The sequence below is a fragment of the Vibrio sp. 2132-1 genome (genome assembly GCF_033344315.1).
This window is the reverse complement of the sequence record NZ_JAWPON010000027.1, coordinates 23,786-48,899: the sequence shown is the minus strand read 5'-3', so window position 1 is coordinate 48,899 and position 25,114 is coordinate 23,786. Positions and strand designations below refer to the sequence as shown.

Sequence of the window (25,114 nt, the reverse complement as noted above, 5' to 3'; positions counted from 1 at the left end):
GCGGGGTGGAGCAGCTTGGTAGCTCGTCGGGCTCATAACCCGAAGGTCGTCGGTTCAAATCCGGCCCCCGCAACCAAATACAAGACGATAGATTGAGTACTTATTTAGTATACAATTGTTAAGTCGTCTACGGATGCGCCGCTTGATTCAACGCCTGCTTCTCGCAACCAATCACATCGCTCTTTTCATAATGCTGCGAAGCATGAATCCCCAAAAGCTAAACTTTTATCCGCATCATATGATGTCGGACGATTTCGTTTGTGTTTAAAACACGATATGAATCGGCTGACGTACAAGTATGATGAGGCTTCGCGTGTTTTATCTACTTTAATTAACAGAGTTATCCACATACGTCGTTCTGTGGATAAGTTGGTTGATAAAGTGTTTTTAGCTTGACTTTTTATGATGGGGAAGAAAGATCTTTTCTCTAAAGTGAAGTGGAAACAACAAAGAAATATCAATTAACTCATTGTTATATAAGGAAAAAATAAGTTTTTTGTTGGATCGAGTACGTTAAAATACGATCATTAACTGGTGTTTTTTTGATCCTAGTCATTTCTCCGAGCTGTGTTTAACTTTTTTCTGCTAGCTTGTTTTTCTTGAATCTCAAATTTTTTTCCACATTACAAAATTGAGAACAAGGTCATGAATTGAACATGCAAAAGTACTTTCAATCTCTTGCATATAGACTACGCTCTATGCGTCTCTCGGCAGTCCCTTCTCGACTATCCTTATTAAGCGTTGCTTTTTCGTCTCTATAGATGAATTACTCTCAGTGGGGAGTTGATTCTGTTGCTCTGTCAAAGCCCATTTAATGTGCTCATCAAGTAATTTATTTTCACCTTGCCGACTTTCCAGCGCATCTATGATTCGCTGACTATATTCTGCATTACCAAGTGCGACAGCGATGTTACGTAGCCACTGTATATGACCAATACGACGGATAGCGGAGCCTTCCATATTTTTTAGAAAAGTCGCTTCATCCCAGTTAAACATGTCGACGAGGTCAGGGTTTTTGAAACTGTCACGACGGTGGAAATCATCTTGCTCCGTTATGTCGGCGTAGCGGTTCCATGGGCAAACCAATTGACAGTCGTCACAACCATAAATGCGGTTACCCATTGGCTTTCGAAACTCTTCAGGAATCACGCCATCGAACTCGATGGTGAGATAAGAGATACAACGCCTGGCATCGACAACTTTGTCTTCAACGATGGCTTGTGTTGGGCATGATGTAATGCATGCTTTGCATTTACCGCACTGATCAACGCTTGGCTCATCAACGGGTAGTGGTAAGTCGATAAGTAGTTCACCTAAAAAGAACCACGATCCACAGTCTTGATCTAAAATCAGGGAATGTTTCCCTGTCCAACCTAAGCCCGCTTTTTGGGCGAGAGGTCGCTCTAATATTGGTGCGGAATCAACGAAAGGTCGGTAACCATATTGACCAACCTCTTGTTCAATAAGTTTGCCGAGCTTATTTAGCTGCTTTCTGACGAGCTTGTGATAATCGCGCCCTAGTGCGTAGCGGCTAATATAGGCATGACTTTTATTCGCGAGGTTCGAAGCGAATTGAGCCTCTGGTGGCAGATAGTCCATCCGGACGCTGATAACGCGAACGGTTCCCGGGAGTAGCTCATGGGGTCTAGCACGCATCATACCGTGACGAGCCATCCAATCCATTGAGCCGTGATAGCCTGCATCAAGCCATTTTTGTAGTGCTGCTTCATGTTCACTCAGATCAACGTCGCAGATCCCAACTTTTTGGAAGCCGAGTTCTTTTCCCCAAACTTTGATTTGTTGTGCGAGTTGTTCGTAGTTCATGTTAACCACCGGAATAAAGGGGGGCGGATCTTAACGGATCTCTGGCTTTGGTGCTACCCAGTTAGGTACGTTTTTGATGTTGTGAATACTGCTTATTGAAGTCATTTGCATATATTCTAAATCTAGGTCGATACTAAGATGATTAAGATACCGTTTATTGGATACTTTTTTCGCACATATGACATTTGAAAGCTTGTCTCTCAAAACCAACACGGTTTACTATTCCTGTTCTTTTGATTTTTATATAGTCAACGATCATTAGTTAGAGAAGCATCAATGAGCACGAAACAATTCAATTTAAAAGATGAGCATGAAACGGTTGCACTAGGCACCGCTTTGGCTCAGCTTTGTTCCCAGCAAACCACAATTTATCTGCATGGTGATTTGGGTGCAGGTAAAACAACCTTTAGTCGTGGTTTTGTCCGTGCTCTTGGTCATCAAGGTAACGTGAAAAGTCCAACTTATACTCTAGTCGAACCGTACCAGTTGGATCAGTGGCAAGTATATCACTTCGACCTTTATCGTCTTGCGGATCCTGAAGAGCTTGAGTTTATGGGGATTCGAGACTATTTCACAGACGATGCGATTTGCTTGGTTGAATGGCCTGAAAAAGGGCATGGCTTACTGCCACAACCGGATCTTGATGTAAACATTCGCTACCAAGGTGAGCAACGTGTAGCCGAACTAACAGCTAATAATGATTATGGTGTGCAGTTACTCAGTCGATTGGAGCTATGTTGAGTTTTTCAAATTTTAGAGTAGTGGCGACGTTTGTCGCCACTTTTCTCCTTCTCATCCCCAATTTAGCATTTGCTAACGTCGTTAAGAGTTTTCGAGTTTGGCCTTCACCTGATGAAACACGTGTTGTCATCGATTTAGGCTCGGAAGCTGACTATTCCTATTTCTCTTTATCAGGGCCGGATCGCCTTGTCGTGGATTTAAAAAGCACGACGATGCAGGCCAAACTGCCTGTTACTGTTACGGATAGCCCTGTTTTAAAACTGGTACGAAAAAGCTCGCCTCCAGAGAAGGGCACTTATCGTTTGGTGTTTGAACTAAAAAAGAGCGTTCAAGCGGAATTATTTAAATTAAGCCCAACACCAGGTGGGCAGTATGGTCACCGCTTGGTGATTGATTTACCGCACGGTAAGAAGGCATCGACCTCTAAACCGAGTAAGCCAGCGGCGGCCAGCAAAGACATGAGTTCAGTTCAACGAGCTCAAGAAGTGTTAATTGTTATCGACCCTGGTCACGGTGGGGAAGACCCTGGCTCTATTGGCCCTTCACGTCGTAAGTACGAGAAAGATGCGGTATTGAGTATCTCAAGAAAAATTGCTGCTCAGCTCGATGCGACTCCTGGTATTAAAACGCGCATGACTCGTACGGGAGATTATTTTGTAAACTTAAACCGTCGTGTCGCGATTGCTCGTGAAAATGATGCGCACTTGCTGATTTCCATTCACGCAGATGCGTTTACTTCACCGAAGCCTCGCGGTGGATCGGTCTTCGTACTAAATACTCGTCGTGCAAATACCGAAATTGCTCGTTGGGTCGAGAACCATGAGAAACAGTCTGAGTTATTGGGCGGCTCGGGTAATGCGTTCTTCACGAAGACAAAAGATCGTAACGTGAACCAAACTTTGTTGGACTTGCAGTTTAGTCATTCACAAAAAGAAGGCTATAAGCTGGCAACAGAAATCCTAGGTGAGATGGGACGTGTTGCGCACCTGCATAACACCAAACCGATCAACACCAGCCTTGCGGTTTTACGCTCTCCACAGATTCCGTCTGTGCTAGTGGAAACGGGCTTTATTTCTAACCCAACAGAAGAGCGATTACTGTTTCAACGAGCGCACCAAGATAAGTTAGCTCAGGCTATCACTAAGGCGGTCGTCAAGTACTTAAAAGATAACCCACCAGAGGGTACGGTGTTCTCGCCTTCAGCGAAGCCAATGGTACATATTGTAAAGCGTGGCGAGTCATTATCGGTGATCGCGAACAAATATGGGCTTAGCTCTAAAGCGCTGATGTCGGCAAACAACTTGAAGTCGACAGGCTTGGCAATTGGTCAGAAGCTCAACATTCCTTCTGCTGGTACGATTAAAGTGCCAAGTAAACCGATTACTGTTGAGACAGAAACCATTACGCACAAGGTTAAGTCTGGTGAGTTCTTAGGTAAGATTGCGAATCACTATAAAGTGAAGGTTTCAGATATCCGCCGAGAGAATAACTTGAAGTCAGATACCTTGTGGGTAGGGCAAAAGTTGAAGATAACGGTCGCGGTAAAAGATAAACCGATTCGTAAGCACAAGGTTTCTCGGGGTGAGTTCCTTGGCAAAATAGCGTCCAAATACGGCGTTAGCGTATCGAGCATTCGTAAAGCGAATAACTTACGCTCTGATCAGCTAGCGGTTGGGCAAGTCCTGATCATTCCAAACAAGTAGGTGAGCTTCTAACTCATTATGACGATTAAAATTTTGCCAGCCAGACTTGCAAACCAAATCGCCGCAGGGGAAGTGGTCGAAAGACCTGCTTCTGTGATTAAAGAGCTGGTTGAAAATAGTCTTGATTCTGGCGCAACTCGAATCGATATCGATATCGAGAAAGGAGGCGCAAAGCTGATTCGTGTTCGTGATAACGGAAAAGGTATCGCGAAAGATGAACTTGGCTTAGCGCTCAGTCGTCATGCGACATCTAAGATACATACCTTAGATGATCTCGAAGCCATTATGAGTCTAGGTTTTCGCGGTGAAGCGTTAGCCAGTATTAGCTCAGTCTCGCGTTTGACGCTCACGTCGCGTCCTGCGGCACAAGAAGAAGCCTGGAGTGCCTACTCCGAAGGGCGTGATATGCAGGTGAAGCTTAAGCCAGCAGCGCACCCGATTGGCACGACTGTTGAGGTGTTGGACTTATTTTTTAATACTCCAGCGCGTCGCAAGTTTCTTCGTACGGAGAAAACCGAATTTGCTCATATTGATGAGTTATTGAAACGCATTGCGTTAAGCCGCTTTGATGTCACCATCAATGTGCGTCATAACGGCAAGATCATCCGTCAATATCGCGCGGCGAAAAATCAGCTTCAAACCGAAAAGCGTATTGCTGCTGTCTGCGGTAATGCGTTTGTGCGGCATATGCTCAGAATCGAGCTTGAGCATCAAGGGTTAAAGTTACATGGGTGGATTACCACACCAGAGGGAGCAAGGCAGCAAAGCGATTTACAATATTGCTATGTGAATGGCCGAATGATGCGTGACAAATTAATCAATCACGCGATTCGTCAAAGCTATGAAATGAGCTTAAAGCCAGATCAGTTTGCTGCGTATGTGCTCTTTATTGAGCTAGATCCGCACCAAGTAGATGTGAATGTTCACCCTGCTAAGCATGAAGTGCGTTTCCACCAAGCTCGTTTGGTGCATGATTTCATCTATCAAGCTTTGACGGATGCACTTTCACAAAGCGCCGTGATTGATAAACCACAGGTGAATGAATCGGCATTTCATCGCGTGGAACCGACTGAGTCCGAAGAGATTGAGCATTCGCCAGAGCCTGAAAAAGTACAAGAGCCAGCATCTTCACCAGTACCAGAGCGGGTTTATCAAGCGATAGATAGTACACCGGCTTATCCTGGACGCAGTGATTATGAAGTGAAGCCTCGTAATAGCGGTCCTAGTGAAACCTCCGTGCGAGAGGCGCGCGTAGTGGAGTCATTCAAACGTAATGATTGGGTGGAATCCAAACCCGCACCAAAGCCAAGTCACAGTAAAGAGCGCCACGTAGAACCAGCGCCAACTAAACAAGAAGTACGCGCTTATCACGAGCTGTTGAAAACGCCAGAGTTTGAGGCTCAGGCAGTCACTCCAATAGCGCCCCAAACGATAACTTCGCACACATCAATGCCATCGATTACTGCATTAGGCAAAGCGCTGATGGTGGTCGATGAACAATTTGTTTTGATGAGCAGTGACAGTGGGGCGGCGTTAGTCTCGTTACCTAGAGCAGAATTTTATCGTGTAAAAGGCCAGCTTTCTCCAAGCGATGGTGCACTCAAGGCACAACCTCTGCTTGTTCCTCTATCTATTAAGTTAGAGGCCGAATTAGTGAGACTGGCCCAAGATTATCAACAAGATTTGGCATTGCTTGGTATTCAATTGAAAGCGAGAAACGAGCACGCCTTAATGGTGATGGGCGTCCCAGCTCCGCTGCGTCAACAAAACTTACAAAATTTAGTACCAGATCTGTTATCTTACGCGCAATCTTGTGTGAACGAAGGTATAGCAGCGGCTCAGATGCTGTCTGAGTTGATAGATTGGCTCGCATTACAGGTCACGACAGTGAAGAGTCACTATACTTTTTCTGAAGCCATTCAAATTATTGCGGAACTTGAACAGCTAAGACATGGTCAATTGCCATTAGAAGATACAAAATTCGTATCCGCTGTTGATTTCTCTGCCACGATAGCCAAATTAAAACCATGACAGATAAACTACCTTTGGCGCTATTTTTAATGGGGCCAACTGCATCAGGAAAAACTGAGCTGGCGATTCGTCTTCGTCAAAAATTTCCGATTGAGATCATCAGTGTTGATTCTGCTTTGATCTACAAAGGGATGGATATCGGTACGGCGAAACCGGATGAAAAAGAGTTAAGTTTGGCGCCTCATCGCTTGATAGATATTTTGGATCCAAGTGAATCTTACTCTGTTGCCGACTTTCGTCGAGATGCATTGAAAGCGATGGATGATATTGTTGCAGAAGGAAAAATTCCACTTCTTGTGGGTGGAACAATGCTGTATTACAAGGCGTTACTTGAAGGTTTATCACCACTTCCTGCTGCAAATCCTGAAATTCGTCAGCAAATTGAACAAGAGGCATTGACTAAAGGTTGGTCAGTGTTGCACGATGAACTCAAAGAGGTTGATCCTGTGTCAGCCGCGAGAATCCATCCCAATGATCCCCAACGTTTATCTCGGGCATTGGAAGTATTTCGCATTTCAGGTAAAACTTTGACTGAATTGACTCAAACGAAAGGTGAAAGCCTACCATACCGAGTCAAGCAGTTTGCAATAGCTCCCAAGGATAGGGCAGAACTTCACCGTCGGATTGAACTCCGTTTCGAGAAGATGATGGAAGCGGGCTTTGAAGAAGAAATGAAAGCGTTACATTCGCGAAAAGATCTTCACCCCGATCTTCCTTCCATACGATGCGTCGGTTACCGACAGATGTGGGAGTATTTAGATGGGGAGTGTACACGTGACGAAGCGGTATTTCGTGGCGTATGCGCGACTCGTCAATTGGCCAAGCGTCAAATCACCTGGTTACGCAGCTGGGATGATTTAACTTGGTTGGATAGCGAGAACATTGAACAGGCATTAGAAACGATGTCGGAAGCAATAGCATCTGATTGACATAGCTGTGTATAATGTGATCGTTTTTGCGTGAACGCACTCTCAAAGGATCTGTTGTTGGCGGTTTTTATACTATGCTGCTAATTACTTAGAGTGCATTTTTGATTCGTTTAGCTCAGATGCAAAAGCCGTATCTTTTGCATTGCACCACTAGCTAAATAATTACAACTACAAATTAAATAAGGAAAATAAAAATGGCTAAGGGGCAATCTCTACAAGACCCATTTCTAAACGCGCTACGTCGTGAGCGTATCCCGGTATCTATCTACCTTGTGAATGGTATTAAACTACAAGGTCAGATCGAATCATTCGATCAATTTGTGATCCTGCTGAAGAATACTGTTAACCAAATGGTGTACAAGCACGCGATCTCAACAGTTGTGCCGGCTCGTCCAGTGAGCCATCACAGCGGTGAACGTCCACAAGGTGAGCGTCCACAAGAGAAATCAGAAGATTAATTCTTCATCGAGTATTTTTAAAATAAGGAGTTGATTGCTTGTTTGACCGTTATGAATCCGGTGAGCGAGCCGTACTTGTTCATATCAACTTCACGCAAGAAGGTGAATGGGAAGATCTGGCTGAGTTCGAAATGCTGGTTTCTTCTGCTGGGGTAGAGGCGCTACAAGTGGTAACTGGTAGTCGTCAATCCCCACACCCGAAATACTATGTCGGAGAGGGTAAGGCCCAAGAGATTGCTACAGCGGTACAATCAACGGGTGCCGAAATTGTGATTTTTAATCACGCCCTCTCTCCTGCCCAAGAACGTAACCTCGAAGCACTGTGCCAATGTCGAGTTCTCGACCGCACTGGTCTTATTCTCGATATCTTTGCTCAACGAGCTCGAACACACGAAGGTAAGCTACAGGTAGAGCTGGCTCAACTTCGTCATATCTCTACTCGTTTGATTCGTGGTTGGACGCACCTTGAAAGGCAGAAAGGTGGTATCGGTTTACGTGGCCCGGGTGAAACCCAGCTGGAAACCGACCGTCGCTTATTGCGTGACAGAATCAAAGCCATCCTGCGACGCTTAGACAAAGTAGCGAAGCAGCGTGAACAAGGGCGCCGCGCCCGAAATCGAGCTGAAATCCCAACGGTTTCACTTGTGGGTTACACCAACGCGGGTAAGTCGACACTCTTCAACCGTATTACAGAAGCTGGCGTGTACGCGGCTGATCAATTATTTGCTACTTTGGACCCGACTTTACGTAAGATAGAGTTAGCAGATGTTGGTCCTGCCATCTTGGCAGACACGGTTGGTTTTATTCGACATTTGCCACACGACTTGGTTGCGGCCTTCAAGGCAACCTTGCAGGAAACGCAAGAAGCTGACATTTTGTTACATGTTGTTGATGCCAGTGATGAGCGTTTTCGTGAGAATATTCAAGCTGTTCATGAAGTACTAGAAGAGATCGACGCGCATGAAGTGCCGACTCTGGTTGTCATGAACAAAATCGACAATCTAGATTCGCAGAAACCACGTATAGAACGAGACGAGGAAGGCGTACCTCGCGCAGTTTGGGTTTCAGCAATGGATGGGTTGGGCATTGATGTCCTGTTTGAGGCTCTGACGGAACGTCTGGCGTCACAAATGGTCGAGCATCAGTTGCGAATTCCTCCACAGTATCAAGGACGATTCCGTAGTACCTTCTTCCAAATGAAGTGTATTCAACGTGAGGAATATGACCAGGATGGTAACTTGTTGATCGATATTCGAATGCAGCAAGTAGATTGGTCTAGACTTGAAAAAAGAGAAGGGGCAGTTTTGACTGGCTTTATAGTCACTTAAAGGACTGCTACAGTATAACGTCATATCAAATGATGGAGCTTTCTAATGGCGTGGAATGAGCCTGGAAATAACAACGGCAACAATGGCCGCGATAATGACCCTTGGGGTAATAATAATCGTGGTGGCCAGCGTCCTGGTGGCCGAGATCAAGGTCCGCCAGATTTAGATGAAGTGTTCAACAAACTGAGTCAAAAGCTGGGCGGCAAGTTTGGTAAAAAAGGCGGCGGTGGTTCTCCAATCGGCGGCGGTGGTGGTAGTGCAATTGGCTTTGGCGTGATTGCTCTGATTGCTGTTGCAGTTTGGTTCTTCGCTGGTTTTTACACCATCGGTGAAGCAGAGCGTGGTGTTGTACTGCGTTTAGGTAAATACGATCGTATCGTAGACCCAGGTCTTAACTGGCGTCCTCGCTTTATTGATGAGTACGAAGCGGTAAACGTACAAGCGATTCGTTCACTACGTGCATCTGGTCTAATGCTGACCAAAGATGAAAACGTTGTAACAGTTGCGATGGATGTTCAGTACCGAGTGACTGACCCATACAAATACTTGTACCGTGTAACCAATGCAGACGACAGCTTGCGTCAAGCAACGGATTCTGCACTACGTGCAGTAATTGGTGACTCATTGATGGATAGCATTCTAACCAGTGGTCGTCAGCAAATTCGTCAAACTACGCAAGAAACACTGAACCAAATCATTGATAGCTATGATATGGGTCTGGTACTTGTTGATGTGAACTTCCAGTCTGCTCGTCCACCAGAGCAAGTGAAAGATGCGTTTGATGATGCAATCGCAGCACGTGAGGATGAAGAGCGTTTCATTCGTGAAGCTGAAGCATACAAGAACGAAATCTTGCCTAAGGCAACGGGTCGTGCAGAGCGTTTGAAGAAAGAAGCACAAGGTTACAATGAGCGTGTCACTAACGAGGCTCTTGGTCAGGTAGCACAGTTCGAAAAACTACTACCAGAATACCAAGCAGCGCCTGGTGTAACGCGTGATCGTCTGTACATTGACGCAATGGAAGAGGTGTACTCAAGCACTTCGAAAGTGTTGATTGACTCGGAATCAAGCGGCAATCTTCTTTACCTTCCAATTGATAAGTTGGCGGGACAAGAGGGCAAAGCAGATACCAAACGTAAATCGAAGTCATCTTCAACCTATGATCAAATTCAACTTGAGTCTGATCGTACACAAGAAGACACTTCGAACTCGCAGTCTCGTTCAACAGGTTCACGTCAAGGGAGATACTAAGAATGCGTAAGTTAATGATCCCTGTACTGGTAATCGCACTGGCATTAATGTTGATGTCTTTGTTTGTGATTCCTGAAGGTGAGCGCGGTATCGTGGTTCGATTTGGTCGTGTCTTGAAAGACAACAACGACATCACTCGAATTTACGAGCCTGGTCTGCATTTCAAGATGCCTTTGTTTGACCGTGTGAAACAACTTGATGCACGTATCCAAACAATGGATGGCCGTGCAGACCGTTTCGTAACGTCTGAGAAAAAAGACGTTATCATTGATACCTACGTGAAGTGGCGTATTGAAGATTTTGGTCGCTACTACCTCGCGACTGGCGGTGGTAACTCGCTAACGGCAGAGGCACTACTTGAGCGTAAAGTGACGGACGTGCTTCGTTCTGAAATCGGTGCTCGTGAAATCAAACAGATCGTATCTGGTCCACGTAACGATGATGTGCTACCAGAAGACGCAAGTGCCGATGTTGTCGCAACTGAAGCGGCTCGTGAGGCGCTTGAGATTGATGGTGAACGCGACCTAATCATGTCTGAAGTATTGAAAGACACGCGTGAAAGCGCAATGAAAGACTTGGGTGTTCGTGTCGTTGATTTCCGAATGAAGAAAATCAACCTGCCTGATGAAATCAGTGAGTCTATCTACCGTCGTATGCGTGCGGAGCGTGAGTCCGTTGCTCGTAAGCACCGTTCTCAAGGTCGTGAAAAAGCGGAAGTTATTCGTGCTCAAGCAGAACTAGAAGTAGCAACTATTCTAGCTGAAGCTGATAAAACTGCGCGTGTGACACGAGGTGAGGCGGATGCTGAAGCTGCGAAGATTTATGCTGAAGCATACAACAAAGACCCTGAGTTCTTTAGCTTCCTACGTTCGCTACGTGCGTATGAGAAGTCCTTCAGCTCTAAGAGCGATATTCTGGTGCTTGATCCGAAGAGTGAGTTCTTCCAATACATGAACCAGTCGAAGGGCAGCATGGAGAAATAATCTCCGCGTCTCATTGAAATAAAAGGCTCCTTAGGGAGCCTTTTTTTGTATCTGATGCTAAGTGCTAGCTCATCATGATGGCGATGACGGCTCCAGCAACTACTAGGCAGCCACCGATGCGTCGTAGCTGATTGTTGGGTTGTTCACTTAATTGAGCCACCATATTCCGCCAACCGTTAGGAGCAATCAGTGGCCCAATGCCTTCCACGATCAAGACGAGCCCAATCGCCAACCATATGGATTCAGACATAGCGCTTTCCAGTCGAATAGAGAAAGCTAAATACTATCAGTGATATGCTGATTTCAAAATGAACAAAGCGGCAAGATGACATTCTGGTAGCAACTCTGTGAACAAAAAATGACTGCAAGAAGCGTGATTCGGTGCTAGAATCCATTTTTAACTAGCAATCAGACTTGGAAAGATGGGAAATAACGTAGTCGTTCTAGGCACCCAATGGGGTGACGAAGGTAAAGGTAAAATCGTAGACCTTTTAACTGAAGATGCAAAATACGTGGTACGCTACCAAGGCGGTCACAACGCAGGTCACACTCTCGTAATTGACGGTGAAAAAACCGTTCTTCACTTAATTCCATCAGGTATCCTTCGCGATAACGTAAAATGTGTTATCGGTAACGGTGTTGTACTATCACCTGAAGCTCTACTTAAAGAAATGAAGCCTCTTGAAGAGCGCGGTATTCCAGTACGCGAGCGTCTTTTCATTTCTGAAGCATGTCCGCTAATTCTTCCTTACCACGTTGCAATGGACCAAGCTCGCGAAATCGCTCGCGGTAAAAAAGCTATCGGTACTACTGGTCGTGGTATCGGTCCAGCATACGAAGATAAAGTTGCTCGTCGCGGTCTACGCGTTGGCGACCTATTCGATATGGCGACTTTCGCAGAGAAGCTAAAAGAAGTCATGGAGTTCCATAACTTCCAACTAGTTAACTTCTACAAAGCGGAGCCAGTAAGCTACGAAGAAGTACTTGAGCAAGCTAAAGGCTACGCTGAACTACTAACGTCAATGGTTATCGACGTAACTGACGAACTAGACGCAGCACGTAAGCGCGGCGACAAGATCATGTTCGAAGGTGCACAAGGTACACTACTTGATATCGACCACGGTACTTACCCGTACGTAACGTCTTCTAACACGACTGCTGGTGGTGTTGCTGCAGGTTCTGGTTTTGGTCCTCGTCACATCGGTTACATCTTGGGTATCGCAAAAGCGTACTGTACTCGCGTTGGTGCTGGTCCATTCCCGACTGAACTATACGACGGTTTAGATAAGCAAGATCCAATTGGTAAGCACTTAGGTGAAGTTGGCCACGAGTTCGGTGCGACAACTGGTCGTCTACGTCGTACAGGTTGGTTCGATGCTGTTGCTATGCGTCGTGCAATCCAAATCAACTCTGTATCTGGTTTCTGTCTAACTAAACTAGACGTACTAGATGGTCTAGAAGAGCTAAAAATCTGTACTGGTTACAAGATGGAAGATGGCTCTGTGCTAGAAGTTTCTCCGATGGCTGCTGAAGCATTCGAAAAAGCAACGCCAATCTACGAAACAATGCCTGGTTGGTCTGAGAACACATTTGGTGCTAAGTCACTAGATGCTCTACCACAAGCCGCTCTTGACTACATCAAGCGTATTGAAGAGCTAACTGGCGTTCCAGTAGACATCATCTCTACAGGTCCTGACCGTAACGAAACTATCATCAAAGTTCACCCATTCGAAGCTTAATTGATAGCCGTTAAAGATTGCAAAAGCCGACCTTATGGTCGGCTTTTTTGTATCTGAACAAAAACAGCGTGACTCTCATATGGCAAGCTTTTGCCGCTGAGCCTAAATCAGAGGCAAAAATTGTCTAAAGCTTAGCTGTTTTTTGCCGATAAGGTTATCAAGCAGAGGAGATCCTTCACCGATCTTTGGTTTCTTAGATACCTTAAGGGTACGTTTATGAAGTTACGAACAGTGGCTGCTTCACTGTTGTTGACCTTGGTTGCTACCACAGTGAAAGCCAATGTTGCTGATGTGGGGGCACCAGTTCCGATCTATACCGAAGCAGAGCTGATAAAGCTTATTGAGCAAAATAAGCACTTACAACGTGTGCGCGCTGATAACTGCCAGCTGGTGGAGGATATCGTAGCTCGTGCGACTCGAATTAACTTACCCGCTTATGAATTTCTGTACGGAGATATGTTGGCTTGGGGGGTGTGTGTCGAGCAAGATGTCGAACTGGGTCTTTACTACATCGAAAATGCAGCGCATCAGGGGTTACCAGCTGCACTAGAGCAGATTGGCCGATACTATTCGCGTGGCACTTTAGTACAGCAAGATAAAGAACGTGCAATTCCATATTTGCGAGAAGCTGCGTCAATGGGAAACCTAAACGCGCGTATTCATCTGGCCGAGTTGCTTTTACGTGATTATGGCAGTCCACTCGATTACGAAGATGCGTATCGTTGGTTATATAACTCTGTCACAGCAGATAAGCGGCAGCATAAGCGCATAACTGTATTGAGAAACGGCCTTGAACAGCGCATGCCACAAAACGTTATTGCTCGAGCTAAACGGCGAGACACCTTTTGGTAACGCTTCAATATTGCAAACAACTTCATACAACAAAGCCCACGTCACGTGGGCTTTGTTGTTTTCCCGATAGTTGGTAGCGCTTAAACCACTTTGTGTGGACCGAAGCATTCGTAATGGAATTGCTCTTCTGGTACGCCAAGTTCTAATAGCTGTTTCGCTACGTGCTGCATAAATCCTACAGGACCACAGAAGTACACCTGCACGTTATCTTGCTTTAATGCAGCTTCAATTTCATACAGATTGACAAAGCCCGTGAAGTGGAAGTCTTCACCTAGCTTGTCTTCTGCCGTTGGTTGGTTATACCAAACGAGCGCGTTCATATTTTCTTTTTCTGCAACGAGTTGGTTTACGTGTTGCTTGAAAGCATGCTGTTGGCCATTTTCGGTTGCATGAACCCAAGTTACAGGTGCTTGATGTGCTGAGAGACTTTCTAGCATTGACAGCGTTGGAGTAAGTCCCACACCAGCAGAAATTAGAACAACGGGTGTTTGTGGTTCGGCATCCATAAAGAAATCACCGGCAGGGGCTGCAAGCTGCACTTTTTCGCCAATGTTCAGGCTATCGTGCAGGTAGTTCGACACTTTTCCGCCTTCTTCACGTTTTACTGAGATACGGTAGGTGTTCTCTTGGACCGCAGAAGACAGGCTATATTGGCGAATTTCTTGGTTTTCTAACTGGTCACTGTTGATGTAGATGCCAAGGTATTGTCCCGGTTTATACGGCGCCACTTTTTGACCATCGGTTGGCTTTAGCACAAAGCTGCAAATGTGTTCGCTCTCAATCTTTTTATCGACTAATTCAAATTCGCGTAGACCGCGCCAGCCGCCTTCCAAAGCTTCATTTTGTTGGTAAATTTGTTCTTCGCGCTGAATAAATACATTCGCAAGTACGCCGTAAGCCTCAGCCCAAGCATCCAACACCTCTTGACCTGGATTAAAAAGCTCATCGATTGTCGCAAGTAAATGCTTACCAACGATTTGGTACTGATCTTCTGTGATCAAAAAGCTCGTGTGCTTATGCGCAATTTTCTCTACTGCGCCAAGCAGAGCTGGCAAATTTTCAATATTGGCAGCATAGGCACAGATAGCGTTGAATAATGCTTCACGCTGATCGCCGTTACGCTGGTTACTCATGTTAAAAATATCTTTCAACTCAGGGTTATGAGTAAACATACGCTCGTAAAAGTGCGCGGTCAGTTTTGGTCCTGTTTCGGCGATGAGTGGTGCGGTCGCTTTGACGATCTCGATAGTTTGATTGCTGAGCATAAGGGCTTCCTACTTTAAGTTGTATTTATAATGCATGTTTAAAGTTGTATCTCAAATGTATCTTTCGATCAAGAAAAGATTTACACTTTTATCGATAGCTCAAGTTTGGGGTTTTAGCATCACCAGCGGGTTATTGAGTCGCACTTTGGGAGAGAGTATGCAGTTAACTAGTTTCACTGATTATGCGTTGAGAACCTTAATTTTCTTGGCTTCGTTGCCGGAAGATGAGTTAACCAGCATTACCGAAGTGACGGATTTATTTGGTGTGTCGCGCAACCATATGGTTAAAGTTATCAATCGGTTAGGACAGTTGGGTTATGTCCATACCGTGCGCGGAAAAAACGGTGGTATCCGGCTGATGAAGCCAGCGTCTGAAATCACAGTCGGTGGTGTTGTGCGCGATTTAGAGCCGTTAGATTTAGTCAACTGTGGTGTGGATTTTTGCCATATTACCCCTGCTTGCCGCCTCAAAGATAAATTGGCGAAAGCAAAAAGTGCCTTTCTGGCGGAGTTGGATAACTGCACGATTGAATCCTTGCTCAGTGACAATTCTGAACTTTTGATCTTGCTGGCTCGTCCTTAACTCATTTGCATGCCTAGAGTCGATCTCGATCATTCTTTTTTCAAAGCAATTCTGTAGCTTATCGAGAGACTCAGATATACTAGCCATATACCTTCCTTGCTAGATAGGCGTGCCTATGTCAGACAATATTCCAAACGATCCTTTTGCAGATCGTGAATCCAAAAATTACGAAAATCCAATTCCAAGCCGAGAGTTTATCATCGAGTTTCTAGAGCAAGCGGGCGTTCCAATGAATCGTAACGACTTGTTTGAGGCACTAAAGCTTGAGGGCGAAGAGCAATACGAAGGGTTGCGTCGTCGGCTACGTGCGATGGAGCGAGATGGCCAACTGGTGTTTACCCGCCGTCAGTGCTATGCATTGCCTGAAAAACTTGAAATGGTGAAAGGTTACGTGATTGGTCATCGTGATGGCCATGGTTGGGTACGTCCAGAAGGCAGCGTCGGCAAGGATGATGATATTCTGTTACCGCACCATCAGATGAAGAACATCATCCACGGTGATTTTGTCTTAGTGCAACCGACAGACAACAGCAAGCGCGGCCGCCGTGAAGGACGTTTGGTGCGTGTGCTAGAGGAGCGCAATGATCAAATCGTTGGTCGTTTCTTCCTTGAATATGGATACTCCTATGTTGTCCCAGATGACTCGCGTATCAGCCAAGATATCCTGATCCCAAATGAGCACAAAGCGGGTGCACGCATGGGTAACGTAGTCGTAATTGAAATTACTGATCGTGGCTCACGCTCACGCGGCATGATGGGTAAAGTGGTTGAAGTCCTTGGTGAAAATATGGCACCAGGTATGGAAACACAAATTGCGATTCGTACACACCAAATCCCTCACGAATGGCCAGAAGCCGTCGATAAACAAATCGAAAACTTAGGCGAAGAAGTACCAGAAGAAGCGAAAGTTGGTCGTGTGGATCTACGTGATTTGCCACTAGTGACCATTGACGGCGAAGACGCACGAGACTTTGATGATGCCGTTTACTGTGAAAAGAACAAAGAAGGTGGTTGGCGTTTATGGGTAGCGATTGCTGACGTCAGTTACTACGTTCGTCCTGACTCTGCGTTGGACAAAGAAGCGATCAATCGTGGTAACTCAGTATATTTCCCGTCGCAAGTTGTGCCGATGTTGCCAGAAGTACTGTCGAACGGTCTATGTTCGCTTAACCCGCAAGTAGATCGCTTGTGTATGGTGTGCGAAATGACCATTTCCGATACAGGTAAGCTGTCTGGTTACAAGCATTACGAGGCGGTGATGAACTCGCACGCTCGTCTCACATATAGCAAAGTGAGCGCGATTCTAGAAGGGGATGAAGAACTACGTGAGCGCTACCAGCCGCTTGTTTCTCATCTAGAAGAGTTGCACAAGATGTACAAAGTGCTGAAAGAAGCACGAGATCAACGCGGTGCAATCGAATTTGAAACCGTTGAAACCAAATTTATTTTCAATGCGGAACGCAAAATCGAAAGTATTGAGCCAGTAATTCGTAATGACGCGCATAAGATCATCGAAGAATGTATGATTTTAGCCAACATTGCTTCGGCATCGCTGGTAGAAAAAGCGAAAGAGCCCGCGCTTTATCGTATCCACGAATCTCCAGGTGAATTACGCCTGCAAGGTTTCCGTGACTTCTTAAGTGAACTTGGTCTTGAGCTAAAAGGTGGTTTAGAGCCTTCACCAACGGACTATGCTGATCTCGCACGTCAAATCTCCGGGCGTCAAGATCAAGAGTTGATTCAGACCATGCTGCTACGCTCAATGAAGCAAGCGGTATACAACGCAGATAACGCGGGGCACTTTGGGTTGGCATTGAAACGCTATGCGCACTTTACGTCGCCAATTCGTCGTTACCCTGACTTGTTACTTCACCGTGCAATCAAGTATCTGATTGCTAAAGAAGAAGGTCGTAATCAAGATCGCTGGACACCAACAGGTGGCTATCATTACTCGTTTGACGACATGGATTTTTACGGCGAACAATGTTCGATGACAGAGCGCCGTGCTGATGATGCAACACGTGATGTTGCGGATTGGCTGAAGTGTGAATATATGCAAGACCACGTCGGTGACGAACTAGACGGTGTTATTGCTAATGTCACTAGCTTTGGCTTCTTTGTACGTTTAACGGATTTGCACATCGATGGTTTGGTGCATATTTCTACCCTTGCGAACGACTACTATCAATTTGACCCGATTGGTCAACGACTTATTGGTGAAAGTTTCGGTAACATCTACCGCTTAGGTGATGCAGTAAAAGTAAAAGTACTGGCTGTTAACCTCGATGATAAGCAAATTGACTTTGAATTGGTCGAAACAAGTCGTAAGCTACGCGGCGAAGGTAAGACTGCGAAGAAACGCGCAGCGGAAGCAAAACGCAAAGCGAAAGATAAAAAACGTGCTGCGACTCGCTCTTCATCGAAAGAAGGTGGCGCGGCTCGTGCAGTTCCTGCGATAGAGCCAACTAAACGCCCAGAAGAAACGGGCGCAACGAGTAAGCGTAATGGCCCAAAACGTGGTGACGCCGAAGGCAACGAGAAGCCTAAAGTGAAAAAAGCACGTAAAAAGAAGCCGCACAGTAAGCCGAAGAAAACCAAGCGCACTAAAAAAGAAGCGCAGTAGGTTGAAGCGCCAACTTAGTTCAAACTCGGTTGGCGCAGGCAATACGACCAGAACAACAGGTTAAACAATGAGTAACGAATTTATCTACGGCATTCACGCAGTGAAGGCGGTATTGGAGCGCGAACCAGAGCGTTTTATCGAGGCGTACGTTTTAAAAGGTCGTCAAGATGATCGCCTAATGCCAATCCTAAATGATCTTCAGGTTTGTGGTGTTTCTATTCAGCAGATGACACGTAGAACTTTGGATGACAAAGCGCGCGGTGCAAATCACCAAGGCATCATCGCTCGTGTGAAACCAGCGAAGCAGCTGAATGAGAACGATATAGATGACATCCTGGCGCAGCACGAATCACCACTGCTATTAGTGTTAGACGGAGTGACCGATCCACACAATCTTGGTGCGTGTTTACGTAACGCAGATGCGGCAGGTGCTGCGGCGATCATCGTACCGAAAGATCGTTCTGCGCCAATGAATGCGACGGTAAGTAAAGTCGCTTGTGGTGCAGCTGAAGTCGTACCATTGATCCGAGTAACGAACTTGGCTCGTACTATGCGTACATTGCAAGAGAAAGGCATCTGGTTTGTTGGTACTGCGGGTGAAGCAACGCACGACATCTACCAAGCCAAACTGACTGGACCCCTTGCTATCGTAATGGGGGCAGAAGGTGACGGTATGCGTCGTCTGACTCGTGAAACCTGCGACGATTTGATTAAGATCCCAATGGCTGGTAGCGTTTCAAGCTTGAACGTATCTGTGGCATCCGGCATCTGTTTGTTTGAGGCAGTTCGTCAGCGTATTGCTGCAAAGTAACGACGAAACAAACAGTTACTGTCGAATCAGACATAATGATAAAAACAAAGGATGGGGTGCCATCCTTTGTCGTTTTCACCGATTTATAAATAAAAATCCTCAGGGAAGTTATGACTCAACAAGACATTAAATTCATCGCCTTCGATCTAGATGGCACTTTGCTTGATAGCGTGCCAGATCTAGCTGTCGCGGCAGACCAAGCAGTACAGGCGCTTGGCTTTCCATCGGTTTCAGAAGAACAAGTTCGTGATTACGTGGGTAACGGCGCAGACGTGCTTATTGGTCGCTCATTAAGCCAAAGCCTGACCATCAACCCAGAGCTGAGTGAAGAGCTTCGTGCTAAAGCGCGTGTATTGTTTGATGATTACTACGAGCAAAGCGGTCACAAGCTAAGTCATCTTTACCCAACGGTAAAAGAGACACTAGCAGAGCTGCACAAAGCGGGCTTTGTTATGGCGTTGGTGACTAACAAACCTTCAAAGTTTGTGCCTGACGTTTTGGAAAAGCACGACATCGCAAAATACTTCGTTGATGTCCTTGGCGGTGATGCATTCCCAGAGAAAAAACCAAACCCAGTAGCATTGAACTGGCTAATGGAAAAGCACCAAATCCAACCAAGTGAAATGCTGATGGTTGGCGACTCGAAAAACGACATTCTCGCAGCAAAGAATGCAGGCTGTGCCTCATTTGGTCTGACATATGGTTACAACCACGGTGAACCTATTTCAGCATCAAATCCAGATTTCGTCGCTGACAGTTTGGCAGAATTATTGGACGTTGTAGCGGTTTCTGCATAACGGCTACAAAAGAGCTTCCAAAATACTCGTTAATGAGTACACTGAGTAAACCGTGCACCTATTACTGCACGGTTTTTTTCATTTAATTAGATTAAGAAGTCAAAGGAATCATTCTAATGAGCAAACCCATTGTATTGAGTGGTGTTCAACCTTCAGGTGAACTAAGTATCGGTAACTACTTGGGTGCTCTACGTCAATGGCAGCAGATGCAAGACGATTATGATTGCCAATATTGTGTGGTAGACCTTCACGCGATTACGGTTCGTCAGGACCCTAAAGCGCTGCATGAAGCAACTCTAGACGCACTGGCAATTTGTCTGGCAGTTGGTGTTGACCCGAAGAAGAGCACGCTATTTGTTCAGTCACATGTACCAGAGCATGCTCAATTAGGTTGGCTTCTTAACTGCTACACTCAAATGGGTGAGCTGAGCCGTATGACTCAGTTTAAAGACAAATCGGCACGTTACGCGAATGACGTAAACGTCGGTCTATTTGACTACCCGGTGTTGATGGCTGCTGACATTTTGCTTTACGGTGCGCACCAAGTACCTGTAGGCAGTGACCAGAAGCAACATCTAGAATTAGCGCGCGATATCGCAACGCGTTTCAACAATATTTACTCGCCAGAGCAGCCAATCTTCCAAGTTCCAGAGCCTTACATTCCGACAGTAAATGCGCGTGTAATGAGCCTTCAAGACGCAACGAAGAAGATGTCTAAATCTGATGACAACCGTAAGAACGTTATCACGCTGCTGGAAGAGCCTAAGTCGATCCTTAAGAAGATCAACAAAGCGCAAACCGATACCGAAACGCCACCAAGTATCCGTCATGATATCGAGAACAAGGCGGGCATTGCTAACCTAATGGGTCTGTACTCTGCGGCGACAGGCATGAGCTTCGAAGAGATTGAAGCGAAGTACCAAGGCGTAGAAATGTATGGCCCATTTAAGAAAGATGTTGGTGAGGCAGTTGTAGCAATGCTTGAGCCAATTCAAGCAGAATATCACCGTATTCGCGCTGATCGTGCTTACATGGACGAGGTAATGCAGCAAGGCGCTGAGAAAGCCTCGGCACGAGCGGCTGAAACGCTTAAGAAAGCATACGAAGCAGTAGGTTTTGTAGCTCGCCCATAGTTGCTAAGAACGAATACGAAAAGCTCCACTTTGGTGGAGCTTTTTTTATGCCTGTATTACTGAAATGGTGTGTCTTTCATACAGCGTTCCATGTCGTAATATTCAACACGTCCTCGAGCTCCTAGAAAGGCAGACTTCACAACCATGCCTCTATCAATGAAGTAACTAAGCTGTACGCATGATATATCGTAGCTGAGTTCTTTAATTCTCGCTGGAATCCAGTAGGTTCCTGGCGTTCTTAGACGCTGAGTAAAGGTAATAACACCCTCGTCACTGACTTCTAGCTCTTCAATACCATCCAGTTCATTTTTGGCTGATTCGATGATGTCTTGATTCGCCGTAGGTTGAAGTGGCTCACTGGCGGTCAACTGACACCCCGCTATCAAGCCAAGTAGGGAGAGAGCTAGCACACTGCGTTGAATTGTTTTCATTTGTCGTTCCTGGGTTTACAGCTAATGAGATCTTATTGTCTCGCGCAGGTGTTATATCTTTTGTGTATGTTTTTGGCTAGTGAGTAATGAAAAGTTATTGAATAAATCATGAAAACTTTGAAGTATGAGGGGCCTGTATAAGAGAGAACGAAGCGAGTAATAGATTCTTGGGCTTGAACAGTGATACAAGTGAAAATTAAAGCATTCTAAATTAGTGACTAATTATATTTTTTATTTGTAACAGGAACGGTTGGGTTAATAAGCAACTCAACAAGTGATGTATTTTCTACTCCTTAACATGAAGTGAAAAAGTAAACTGAGTAATCAATCTAAATTCTGACTTGTTTATCAATAGCGCTCTGTATTTATTACAAAAAATGTTTGAATGGGATGCTCTGGCATATTTTCTTATATTCACATGTGATTCATTTCACGGCTTTAATTACTCATTCTTATTTATTTCATAAATAAACCTGATAGTAGACGCAAATGGCAGGCTCTAACCAGAGCTAAGTTTGCATTTACATAAATATCAGGTATGACAATGGACACGTTAATCAAACCCTCAATACTCGCATTAACCATCGCCAGTGCACTTAGTGCAAACGCGAACGCAGAGATTATTATTTCCCAATACGTAGAAGGCGGCGCTTATAATAAAGCGGTAGAGATCGCTAATACGGGTGATACTGCGGTGACACTCACTGGCTACGAGTTGGCGAAATCATCAAACGGTGGTGGTACTTGGGGTAGCACATTCGACCTTAGCCAAGTGACGCTACAAGCTAACCAAGTGTATGTACTGGCGCATGGTGACGCGAGCGATACCATCAAAGCTGTCTCGGATATCACAGATAAAAGCGTTGCGAACTTTAACGGTGACGACCCGATCGCACTGCTTAAAGATGGTGAAGTGCACGACATCATCGGTGTGATGGGTGACGTAGATTTTGGTAAAGACACCACATTAGTTCGTAACAGTGATGCACTAACCCCTTCTGCTACTTATGATGCATCTCAGTGGACGGCATTTGAGAAAGACAACATTGACGGCCTTGGTGAGCTAAATGCGACTGAGCCACCAGCACCATTCGCTTGTGAAGTCGACGGTCAGCAACCTAACTTCACTACCATCCAAGATATTCAAGGTGAAGGCGATACGTCTCCATTCATTGATGGTTACCCATACATTACTGACGAAGATCATTTCGTAACGGGTGTCGTGACTGCTGTTACTACTGGCCTCACCAAAGGTTTCTACCTACAAGCATTAGAAAGCGACAACAACGACAAGACCTCAGAAGGCTTGTTCATTCATACTGACGCGGCAGACACGGCGCTGAAAGCTGGTGACGTTGTTTGTGTGAAAGGTAAAGTTCAAGAGTATTACAGCAATACTCAGCTTGCTTCTGATGCTAACAGCTATGTGAAAACAGGCACCTCTGAAACCCCTCGAGTTACCGATCTTGTTATCAAAGAAGGTGAGACACTACGTGATGCGCTTGAGCGTCATGAAGGGATGCAAGTTGAGTTGACCTCGGCAAGTGACTTGTTTGTAACTCGAAACTTCTCTTACGACTACGATTCACGTCGTAACAATATGATGCTCTCTCATGAAGCGCCATTGTTAAAGCCGACTCAATTACACGCGGCAGAGAGCGATGCAGCCGTTAAGCTAGCAAAAGACAACGCAGCGAACCGCGTATACCTAGAATCAGATGGCAAAGCACCAAACGGACAAATCCCATACTACCCAGATTTTGCTAAAGATGCAGACCAAGATGGCTCTTCAGAGCAGCACATTCGCCTTGGTTCGCGAGTAGAAGGTCTGCAAGGCGTGGTGGCTTACAGCTACAACGAATACCGCCTGATTGCGACCAATGAAGTCGATAACACCAACTTTGTGACTTCAGGTGAGGGTTTCGATGTGGCTCGTAAAGATGCCCCAGCGATTGCGGACTCAGATTTGCGTATTGCAAGCTTCAACGTACTGAACTACTTCAACTCCGTGGCTGACAGTGGTCATGAAAACCCAACCGGACAAAACCGTGGTGCGACTAATCTAGACGAATTCCTGATCCAGCAAGCGAAAATCGTTGCGGCGATGAACAAGATGGACGCAGACGTTATTGGTTTGATGGAAGTGGAAAACAACGGCTTTGGTGATGGCAGTGCTATCCAAAACTTAGTTGATGCCCTAAATGCTGAGATTGATGACGCTGAAGATCATTACACGTATGTCGAAATCGAAGAGCAAGACAAATACCAAGACGAATACTTTGGCAGTGATGCGATCATGGTGGCGATTTTATATCGTGCTAACGCTGTAACGCCAAAAGACGCTGCAAAAGTGATCATCACGCCAGAGCAGCACATTGCAGAAAACACAATTACTCGTAAAGAGGGCACAGAAAGTAACCCTGCTTACGATAAGTACCAACGCCACAGTCTACTTCAGACCTTTACGGTGAAAGAGACGGGTGAAGATTTGTCTATTGTCGTAAACCACTTTAAGTCGAAAGGCTCTGAGTGTATTGAAGAGTGGATTGCTGGTGTAGAAGATTCTGAGCCAGCGGATCTGCAAGGCAACTGTAACAACTTCCGCGTTTCTGCTGCGCACGCAGTGGGTGAAGCGTTGAAAGAGGTGAAAGGCGATGTATTGCTCATGGGCGACCTCAATGCTTATGGCATGGAAGACCCACTTCTGACACTGACTGATTACTCGAAAGAGAAATACGGCCGTGACATTTATACTGCTGCTTACACAACCATTGGTGATGGTGAACTTCAAGTAGAGAAGACCAAAATTGAAAAAGGTTACGGTCTGCACAATTTAAACACGTTGCTGCACGGCACTGATACGTTTTCTTACACCTATTCGGGCGAGCTGGGTAATTTGGACCACGCATTGGCAAGCAGCAGCCTAGCGCAAAAAGTGGTAGCAATTGAAGATTGGCACATCAACTCACTAGAGAGTAACTTGTTCGAATACAGCAGCAAGTACACAGGTGATATGCCGAAGTACAAAGATGCGTTCTCTGCCTCTGACCACGATCCAGTGATCATCGCGATTGATTTACCAGATGATGACATCGATTTACCTAAAGCAGGTGACAACTTAGCCGTCGATGTCCGTTTACCACCAACGGCGGTTGTGGGCGATATTGTTACGGTGAACTTAACGCCATCCACACAAGCGGCTGCGGCAAGCAGCGATACGAAAGCTTACTCGGCTAGCCAAACCTTAGTTCAAGCTGATATTGATGCGCGTAGCGTGAATATTGAGTTTGAACAAACGCCAGAGCAAGGTAATTATCAGTTAGAAGAGAAAGTGACTGACTCGACAGGTAATATCGTGAAGTTTAGCTCTGTTCGTGATGTTTCAATGACGCAAACTGAAGCTGGAACAGAAGGGTCGAAGGATTCAGATGGTGGTTCGTTTGGTTTTGGTGCTCTATTTGCGCTGCTAGGTCTCGGCTTATTCCGTCGTCGCCGCTAAGCGAATTTACTTCCTGACAAACAGTTCCTAAATAACTGTAAAGACCAAAGGCCAGCCTATGCTGGCCTTTTTATTCAGCAAAAACTTGCCTTTCTTGCTTGGTATAGCAAAATACCGCCCTTGATTGTCACGA

Annotated in this window: 20 protein-coding genes; 16 read left to right on the top strand and 4 right to left on the bottom strand. The window is 45.6% G+C overall.

What is annotated here, in order from left to right; translation table 11 throughout:
- Window positions 1-696 precede the first annotated feature (696 nt).
- Window positions 697-1,824, bottom strand: coding sequence for a tRNA epoxyqueuosine(34) reductase QueG (gene queG / locus R8N47_RS22030; protein ID WP_064354376.1), 1,128 nt, complete (start codon window positions 1,822-1,824; stop codon window positions 697-699).
- 276 nt (window positions 1,825-2,100) lie between these two features.
- On the opposite strand from queG, the gene tsaE reads away from it, so the two are divergent.
- The 8 genes from tsaE (at window position 2,101) to hflC (ending at window position 11,248) form a co-directional block, all read left to right on the top strand.
- Window positions 2,101-2,565 carry a tRNA (adenosine(37)-N6)-threonylcarbamoyltransferase complex ATPase subunit type 1 TsaE gene (gene tsaE / locus R8N47_RS22025; RefSeq protein WP_005381372.1) on the top strand — a complete coding sequence of 155 codons (465 nt, stop codon included), beginning with the start codon at window positions 2,101-2,103 and terminating at the stop codon, window positions 2,563-2,565.
- Window positions 2,559-4,268 carry an N-acetylmuramoyl-L-alanine amidase gene (locus R8N47_RS22020; protein WP_005381374.1) on the top strand — a complete coding sequence of 570 codons (1,710 nt, stop codon included), beginning with the start codon at window positions 2,559-2,561 and terminating at the stop codon, window positions 4,266-4,268. The genes tsaE and R8N47_RS22020 overlap by 7 nt, the downstream gene beginning before the upstream one ends.
- Before the next feature lie 18 nt (window positions 4,269-4,286).
- On the top strand, window positions 4,287-6,299 hold the full coding sequence (mutL, locus tag R8N47_RS22015; protein ID WP_054575295.1) for a DNA mismatch repair endonuclease MutL: 2,013 nt from the start codon (window positions 4,287-4,289) through the stop codon (window positions 6,297-6,299).
- Window positions 6,296-7,228 carry a tRNA (adenosine(37)-N6)-dimethylallyltransferase MiaA gene (miaA, locus tag R8N47_RS22010; RefSeq protein WP_005381378.1) on the top strand — a complete coding sequence of 311 codons (933 nt, stop codon included), beginning with the start codon at window positions 6,296-6,298 and terminating at the stop codon, window positions 7,226-7,228. Before mutL ends, miaA begins: the two co-directional genes overlap by 4 nt.
- A 194-nt stretch (window positions 7,229-7,422) precedes the next feature.
- Window positions 7,423-7,686 carry an RNA chaperone Hfq gene (gene hfq, locus R8N47_RS22005; protein ID WP_005381379.1) on the top strand — a complete coding sequence of 88 codons (264 nt, stop codon included), beginning with the start codon at window positions 7,423-7,425 and terminating at the stop codon, window positions 7,684-7,686.
- A 38-nt stretch (window positions 7,687-7,724) separates the two neighbouring features.
- Window positions 7,725-9,014: a ribosome rescue GTPase HflX gene (gene hflX, locus R8N47_RS22000; protein WP_005381380.1), complete on the top strand. Its 1,290-nt coding sequence runs from the start codon at window positions 7,725-7,727 to the stop codon at window positions 9,012-9,014.
- Window positions 9,015-9,059: 45 nt separating this feature from the next.
- Window positions 9,060-10,265 carry an FtsH protease activity modulator HflK gene (hflK, locus tag R8N47_RS21995; protein WP_005381381.1) on the top strand — a complete coding sequence of 402 codons (1,206 nt, stop codon included), beginning with the start codon at window positions 9,060-9,062 and terminating at the stop codon, window positions 10,263-10,265.
- Window positions 10,266-10,267: 2 nt separating this feature from the next.
- Window positions 10,268-11,248 carry a protease modulator HflC gene (gene hflC / locus R8N47_RS21990; protein WP_005381382.1) on the top strand — a complete coding sequence of 327 codons (981 nt, stop codon included), beginning with the start codon at window positions 10,268-10,270 and terminating at the stop codon, window positions 11,246-11,248.
- 64 nt (window positions 11,249-11,312) lie between these two features.
- On the opposite strand, the gene R8N47_RS21985 is transcribed toward hflC, so the two are convergent.
- A complete protein-coding gene (locus tag R8N47_RS21985) occupies window positions 11,313-11,498 on the bottom strand; it encodes a DUF2065 domain-containing protein (protein WP_005381383.1) in 186 nt (61 codons plus the stop codon).
- 172 nt (window positions 11,499-11,670) lie between these two features.
- On the opposite strand from R8N47_RS21985, the gene R8N47_RS21980 reads away from it, so the two are divergent.
- Window positions 11,671-12,987: an adenylosuccinate synthase gene (locus R8N47_RS21980; protein WP_005381385.1), complete on the top strand. Its 1,317-nt coding sequence runs from the start codon at window positions 11,671-11,673 to the stop codon at window positions 12,985-12,987.
- Window positions 12,988-13,203: 216 nt separating this feature from the next.
- A complete protein-coding gene (motX, locus tag R8N47_RS21975) occupies window positions 13,204-13,839 on the top strand; it encodes a flagellar protein MotX (protein ID WP_005381388.1) in 636 nt (211 codons plus the stop codon).
- Between the two features lie 80 nt (window positions 13,840-13,919).
- Here motX and hmpA read toward each other — a convergent pair whose 3' ends face one another.
- The gene (gene hmpA / locus R8N47_RS21970; RefSeq protein WP_025768792.1) at window positions 13,920-15,104 is read right to left on the bottom strand and encodes an NO-inducible flavohemoprotein; all 1,185 of its coding nucleotides are present in this window, start codon (window positions 15,102-15,104) and stop codon (window positions 13,920-13,922) included.
- A 157-nt stretch (window positions 15,105-15,261) separates the two neighbouring features.
- Between hmpA and nsrR the strand changes: the two genes are divergently transcribed.
- The 5 genes from nsrR (at window position 15,262) to trpS (ending at window position 21,051) form a co-directional block, all read left to right on the top strand.
- Window positions 15,262-15,687, top strand: a complete 426-nt coding sequence (nsrR, locus tag R8N47_RS21965; RefSeq protein WP_017633731.1) for a nitric oxide-sensing transcriptional repressor NsrR — start codon at window positions 15,262-15,264, stop codon at window positions 15,685-15,687.
- Window positions 15,688-15,802: 115 nt separating this feature from the next.
- Window positions 15,803-18,310: a ribonuclease R gene (gene rnr, locus R8N47_RS21960; RefSeq protein WP_017821742.1), complete on the top strand. Its 2,508-nt coding sequence runs from the start codon at window positions 15,803-15,805 to the stop codon at window positions 18,308-18,310.
- Between the two features lie 67 nt (window positions 18,311-18,377).
- Window positions 18,378-19,121: a 23S rRNA (guanosine(2251)-2'-O)-methyltransferase RlmB gene (gene rlmB, locus R8N47_RS21955; RefSeq protein WP_064354375.1), complete on the top strand. Its 744-nt coding sequence runs from the start codon at window positions 18,378-18,380 to the stop codon at window positions 19,119-19,121.
- Between the two features lie 110 nt (window positions 19,122-19,231).
- A complete protein-coding gene (locus tag R8N47_RS21950; RefSeq protein WP_005382834.1) occupies window positions 19,232-19,918 on the top strand; it encodes a phosphoglycolate phosphatase in 687 nt (228 codons plus the stop codon).
- A 116-nt stretch (window positions 19,919-20,034) separates the two neighbouring features.
- Window positions 20,035-21,051: a tryptophan--tRNA ligase gene (gene trpS, locus R8N47_RS21945; RefSeq protein ID WP_005381398.1), complete on the top strand. Its 1,017-nt coding sequence runs from the start codon at window positions 20,035-20,037 to the stop codon at window positions 21,049-21,051.
- Window positions 21,052-21,107: 56 nt separating this feature from the next.
- On the opposite strand, the gene R8N47_RS21940 is transcribed toward trpS, so the two are convergent.
- Window positions 21,108-21,482: a hypothetical protein gene (locus R8N47_RS21940; protein WP_064354374.1), complete on the bottom strand. Its 375-nt coding sequence runs from the start codon at window positions 21,480-21,482 to the stop codon at window positions 21,108-21,110.
- A gap of 544 nt (window positions 21,483-22,026) precedes the next feature.
- On the opposite strand from R8N47_RS21940, the gene R8N47_RS21935 reads away from it, so the two are divergent.
- Window positions 22,027-24,981 (top strand): ExeM/NucH family extracellular endonuclease, encoded by a 2,955-nt coding sequence (locus R8N47_RS21935; protein WP_064354373.1) that lies wholly within the window; start codon window positions 22,027-22,029, stop codon window positions 24,979-24,981.
- The last annotated feature ends 133 nt before the right edge of the window (window positions 24,982-25,114 follow it).

What these genes read in the sequence shown, in the direction of transcription:
- queG (WP_064354376.1), bottom strand. Translation starts at nt 1,824, where the DNA reads ATGAACTACGAACAACTCGCACAACAAATCAAAGTTTGGGGAAAAGAA.
- tsaE (WP_005381372.1), top strand. Translation starts at nt 2,101, where the DNA reads ATGAGCACGAAACAATTCAATTTAAAAGATGAGCATGAAACGGTTGCA.
- R8N47_RS22020 (WP_005381374.1), top strand. Translation starts at nt 2,559, where the DNA reads ATGTTGAGTTTTTCAAATTTTAGAGTAGTGGCGACGTTTGTCGCCACT.
- mutL (WP_054575295.1), top strand. Translation starts at nt 4,287, where the DNA reads ATGACGATTAAAATTTTGCCAGCCAGACTTGCAAACCAAATCGCCGCA.
- miaA (WP_005381378.1), top strand. Translation starts at nt 6,296, where the DNA reads ATGACAGATAAACTACCTTTGGCGCTATTTTTAATGGGGCCAACTGCA.
- hfq (WP_005381379.1), top strand. Translation starts at nt 7,423, where the DNA reads ATGGCTAAGGGGCAATCTCTACAAGACCCATTTCTAAACGCGCTACGT.
- hflK (WP_005381381.1), top strand. Translation starts at nt 9,060, where the DNA reads ATGGCGTGGAATGAGCCTGGAAATAACAACGGCAACAATGGCCGCGAT.
- hflC (WP_005381382.1), top strand. Translation starts at nt 10,268, where the DNA reads ATGCGTAAGTTAATGATCCCTGTACTGGTAATCGCACTGGCATTAATG.
- R8N47_RS21985 (WP_005381383.1), bottom strand. Translation starts at nt 11,498, where the DNA reads ATGTCTGAATCCATATGGTTGGCGATTGGGCTCGTCTTGATCGTGGAA.
- R8N47_RS21980 (WP_005381385.1), top strand. Translation starts at nt 11,671, where the DNA reads ATGGGAAATAACGTAGTCGTTCTAGGCACCCAATGGGGTGACGAAGGT.
- motX (WP_005381388.1), top strand. Translation starts at nt 13,204, where the DNA reads ATGAAGTTACGAACAGTGGCTGCTTCACTGTTGTTGACCTTGGTTGCT.
- hmpA (WP_025768792.1), bottom strand. Translation starts at nt 15,104, where the DNA reads ATGCTCAGCAATCAAACTATCGAGATCGTCAAAGCGACCGCACCACTC.
- nsrR (WP_017633731.1), top strand. Translation starts at nt 15,262, where the DNA reads ATGCAGTTAACTAGTTTCACTGATTATGCGTTGAGAACCTTAATTTTC.
- rnr (WP_017821742.1), top strand. Translation starts at nt 15,803, where the DNA reads ATGTCAGACAATATTCCAAACGATCCTTTTGCAGATCGTGAATCCAAA.
- rlmB (WP_064354375.1), top strand. Translation starts at nt 18,378, where the DNA reads ATGAGTAACGAATTTATCTACGGCATTCACGCAGTGAAGGCGGTATTG.
- R8N47_RS21950 (WP_005382834.1), top strand. Translation starts at nt 19,232, where the DNA reads ATGACTCAACAAGACATTAAATTCATCGCCTTCGATCTAGATGGCACT.
- trpS (WP_005381398.1), top strand. Translation starts at nt 20,035, where the DNA reads ATGAGCAAACCCATTGTATTGAGTGGTGTTCAACCTTCAGGTGAACTA.
- R8N47_RS21940 (WP_064354374.1), bottom strand. Translation starts at nt 21,482, where the DNA reads ATGAAAACAATTCAACGCAGTGTGCTAGCTCTCTCCCTACTTGGCTTG.
- R8N47_RS21935 (WP_064354373.1), top strand. Translation starts at nt 22,027, where the DNA reads ATGGACACGTTAATCAAACCCTCAATACTCGCATTAACCATCGCCAGT.